This window comes from Streptomyces sp. NPDC058964 (assembly GCF_042741275.1).
Classification (GTDB): domain Bacteria; phylum Actinomycetota; class Actinomycetes; order Streptomycetales; family Streptomycetaceae; genus Streptomyces.
Map to the genome: position 1 here is coordinate 1 of NZ_JBHYKH010000721.1, position 3,469 is coordinate 3,469.

Genomic DNA, 3,469 nt, shown 5'->3' on the forward strand with positions numbered 1-3,469 from the left:
GTGCGGATGCGGCGGGACCTGCATGCCGGGCTCGTCGGCGATGTCGTCCGGGCCGTAGTGGTCGACGAAGCACCAGGCGCCGATCATGCGGCGGCCCAGGTTGGGCAGCAGCCGTCGGACCTCGGTCGACTCGCCCAGCCGGACCTGGCGGGGACTCAGCAGCTCGCGGACGGGTTCGGCGACGACGAACCCCCGGCCGCCGCACACACTCGGCACCGCCTGACGGTCAAGATTGCTCATGTCGCACAACCTAGTCCCGGCGCGGCGCCACCGGCAGGCCAACGCCTCGGTACGGCCGACCGTTCAGCCCAGCGGGAGACCGCATCCCGCCGGTCCGGACGGCCGACGCCCGCCGGGACCGGGGCCCGACCCCGCAGTTCCGGGATCCGGGAAGATCTGAGGCATAGGAAATCGGCGAGGATCACGGCCCTGAGGCATTGGGGTTTCTATGGGTCGCGGCGCATACTCGGTCACGTGGACGGCTCATCCCTCGACCTGAACCTGCTGCGCACCTTCCTGGCCGTGTACCGGTCGGGCTCCTTCACGGGTGCCGCGCAGCTGCTGGGGCTGTCCCAGCCCACGGTGACGACCCAGATGCGCACGCTGGAGCGGCAGGCCGGACGTGAGCTGTTCGAGCGTCTGCCGCGGGGCGTCGCCCCTACGGCCGTCGCCGACGAGCTGGCAGCCCGCGTCGCCGCGCCGCTCGACGAACTCGCGGCCGTGGCGGGCCCGCACCCGTTGCCGGGCGGCCGGGCCGAACCAGTCCACCTGGCCGGACCCGCCGAGTTCCTGTGCACCTCCCTGCTGCCCGCCCTGGCACCGCTGGTGGCCGAGGGCGTACGGCTGCGCGTGGCGACGGGACTGACGGATGCACTGCTGGACGAACTCCGCGCGGGCCGCCACGATCTGGTGGTCGCCACGACCCGGCCGCGTGGCCGCACGCTGAGCGCGGTTCCGCTCGCGGACGAGGAGTTCGTACTGGTCGCCGCCCCGCTGTGGGCCGAGCGCCTGCGGGAACCGCTGGCCACCGACGGCCCCGCCGTGCTGCACTCCGTGCCGCTGATCACGTACGCCGAGGACCTTCCGATCGCCCGCCGTTACTGGCGCCACGTCTTCGGCCGACGGCTCTCCTGCCCGGCCGCCGTCACCGTGCCCGACCTGCGCGGGGTTCTGGCCGCGGTGACGGCCGGAGCGGGCTTTGCCGTGCTGCCCCGCTACCTGTGTGCCGAACAGCTGGCCTCCGGTGTCCTGGTGCCGCTGCACGAGCCCGAGGATCCGCCGATCAACACGGCCTTTCTGGTACAGCGCCTTGGCCGGCCCGAGAACCCCGATGTGACCCGGGTCCGTGACCACCTGCTGCACGTCGCGCGTTCCTGGTAGGGGCGACCGCCTCCACCGGCCCGCCCGCGGAATCAGCCCGCCGCGCCCTCGGCGTCACGGACCCACTCCGGCGCCGTCACCGACCAGATCTCCTCGTTGTGCCGCTTCCCCCGGTAGAGGTAACTCTGCCGCAGCACACCGTCCTTGCTCATCCCGAGCCGGCGGGCCACGGCGATGCTGGGCGCGTTCTCCGGGGAGACCCACCACTCGACACGCTGGATGCCGCGCTCCCGGACGGCCCAGTCGATGAGCACGCGCGCGGCACGGGTCACCAGCCCCCGGCCCACCGCCGAAGGCTCCAGCCAGCAGCCCGCCTCGGCGATCCCCTGCCCGACGTCCAGCCGGCGCAGGACGACCGCGCCGACGAGCCGTCCGTCCAGGCGGACGGCGCCGATCCGGCCGGTGTCCGCCGCCGCCCGCTCAGCGTACGAGCGCAGGAACGCGCGGCTCGACTCCAGGTCCGTGACCACGTCCGGCAACCCGTTGAACCGCCCGATGAACTCGCGCCCCCGGTCCACATGGGCCAGGAACTCCTCGGCCTGCCACGGTTCGAGGGGGGTCAGTTCGGCGCCGTCGCCCAGGGATACCGCGTACATCGTCACCTTCGCGCCACGGGGTGGGACATCTGGTAGGCCAGCCTACGGTCGGCGCCCTCGCCGATCTCCGTGAGGGCCTCGTCCAGCAGCAGGAACTCCTCCCAGACCGGGCGCCCGCCGGCCCGCGCGAGCCGTGCCACGACCAGGTCCTCCAGGGCGGGGACGCGCTTGTTCTTCCAGGCCTTGTCGGCCAGGCTCACCAGCAGGTCCTCCACACCGGCTTCCGGCGCGTCCCACGAGGCGTGCGTACCGGCGAACCGGGCGAGCCCGGCGTCCACTCCGTGCTCCAGCAGGAGTTCGCGCCCGGCCTGCTCGTGCCGGGCACCCGGTCCGCAGAGCTCCGCGGGATGCAGGATCTTGCCGATGTCATGAGTGGCCGCCCCGAAGAGCACCGCCTCCCTGTCGAACTCCAGTGCCGGGCAGTGCTGTCCGGCCCAGTCGGCGAGCCGCGCCGCGACGTCGTGCACCGCCCGGAGGTGGGCGACCAGCCGGGGCGGGGCATCAAGCCGTTGAAGCAGCACGGCGGCCCTCGGCGGAAGCGGTCTCAGGGGCGGGTCCTCGATCTCGTCCACGGCGATCGGCAGAACGTTCGTGAGGGGCACCGTGCCAGAGTAGTCACCGGCGCGAGCCGGACACCGACGGTTTACGGAGGGCATCCATGCACGCGGCGCACACGGCGTTTCTCCTGGGGGCGGGACTCTTCTGGACGGTCGCCTACCTGCTGCTGATCCGCACCGGGCTGCGGGAGCGGACGTTCGGGATGCCGGTCGTGGCGTTCGCCACCAACATCAGCTGGGAGTTCATGTTCGCCTTCGTGCGCCCGCCGTCCGGGATCGGACACGTCATCAACATCGTCTGGTTCACCTTCGACCTGGCCGTCGGCTACACCCTCGTCCGCTTCGGCCGGGCCGAGTTCCCCCACCTGCCGGACCGGCTGTTCCTTCCGGCGCTGGCCGCGCTGCTGCTCCTCGCCTATCCGGGTATGAACTACGCCTCGGAGCAGTTCGACGAGGGCGCCTCCGTCCTCACGGCGTTCGCGAGCAACCTGGCCATGTCGGGGATGTTCCTGGCGATGCTGGCCGCCCGCCGCGGGACGCGCGGCCAGTCCCCGGGCATCGCGGTGACCAAACTCCTGGGCACCGCCTGCGCGTCCCTGACGATGCTCACCGACCCCGACCGGGATCCGCGCTACGACAACGCCCTGATGTACTACCTCTACATCGGCTGCCTCGTCCTCGATCTCGCCTATGTGTACGCGGTGTTCGCCGTGCGCCGCGCCGGGGACACCGCGCACTCCGGTGTGCCGGCCGCTCAGGGCGCCCTGCGGCGCTGACCGGCACCGCCGTCGCACCCCCCGGGCCTTCGTCAGGCCGCCACCAGCTGCCACTGCTGCGAGCGAGGTCGCGTCGCTCGCCGTCCGCTGCAGCAGATGGGGGTGCCGCCACGAGGGCCTCCGTCAGGGGCCGTCGACAACGTTGTCCCGGCGCGTTACC

At 72.4% G+C, this 3,469-nt stretch carries 4 protein-coding genes and 1 pseudogene; 2 read left to right on the forward strand and 3 right to left on the reverse strand.

The window, feature by feature from the left end:
* A pseudogene (locus tag ACFW2E_RS43630) lies at positions 1-240 on the reverse strand (pirin family protein); the annotation flags it as partial.
* A gap of 234 nt (positions 241-474) precedes the next feature.
* On the opposite strand from ACFW2E_RS43630, the gene ACFW2E_RS43635 reads away from it, so the two are divergent.
* The gene (locus ACFW2E_RS43635) at positions 475-1,380 is read left to right on the forward strand and encodes a LysR family transcriptional regulator (protein ID WP_384476768.1); all 906 of its coding nucleotides are present in this window, start codon (positions 475-477) and stop codon (positions 1,378-1,380) included.
* Positions 1,381-1,412: 32 nt separating this feature from the next.
* Here the strand turns inward: ACFW2E_RS43635 and ACFW2E_RS43640 are convergent, their stop codons facing one another.
* Positions 1,413-1,976 carry a GNAT family N-acetyltransferase gene (locus ACFW2E_RS43640; protein ID WP_384476771.1) on the reverse strand — a complete coding sequence of 188 codons (564 nt, stop codon included), beginning with the start codon at positions 1,974-1,976 and terminating at the stop codon, positions 1,413-1,415.
* Between the two features lie 2 nt (positions 1,977-1,978).
* The gene (locus ACFW2E_RS43645) at positions 1,979-2,578 is read right to left on the reverse strand and encodes an HD domain-containing protein (protein WP_384476774.1); all 600 of its coding nucleotides are present in this window, start codon (positions 2,576-2,578) and stop codon (positions 1,979-1,981) included.
* Positions 2,579-2,634: 56 nt separating this feature from the next.
* Here ACFW2E_RS43645 and ACFW2E_RS43650 point away from each other — a divergent pair, with 56 nt between their 5' ends.
* The gene (locus ACFW2E_RS43650) at positions 2,635-3,309 is read left to right on the forward strand and encodes a hypothetical protein (protein WP_384476777.1); all 675 of its coding nucleotides are present in this window, start codon (positions 2,635-2,637) and stop codon (positions 3,307-3,309) included.
* The last annotated feature ends 160 nt before the right edge of the window (positions 3,310-3,469 follow it).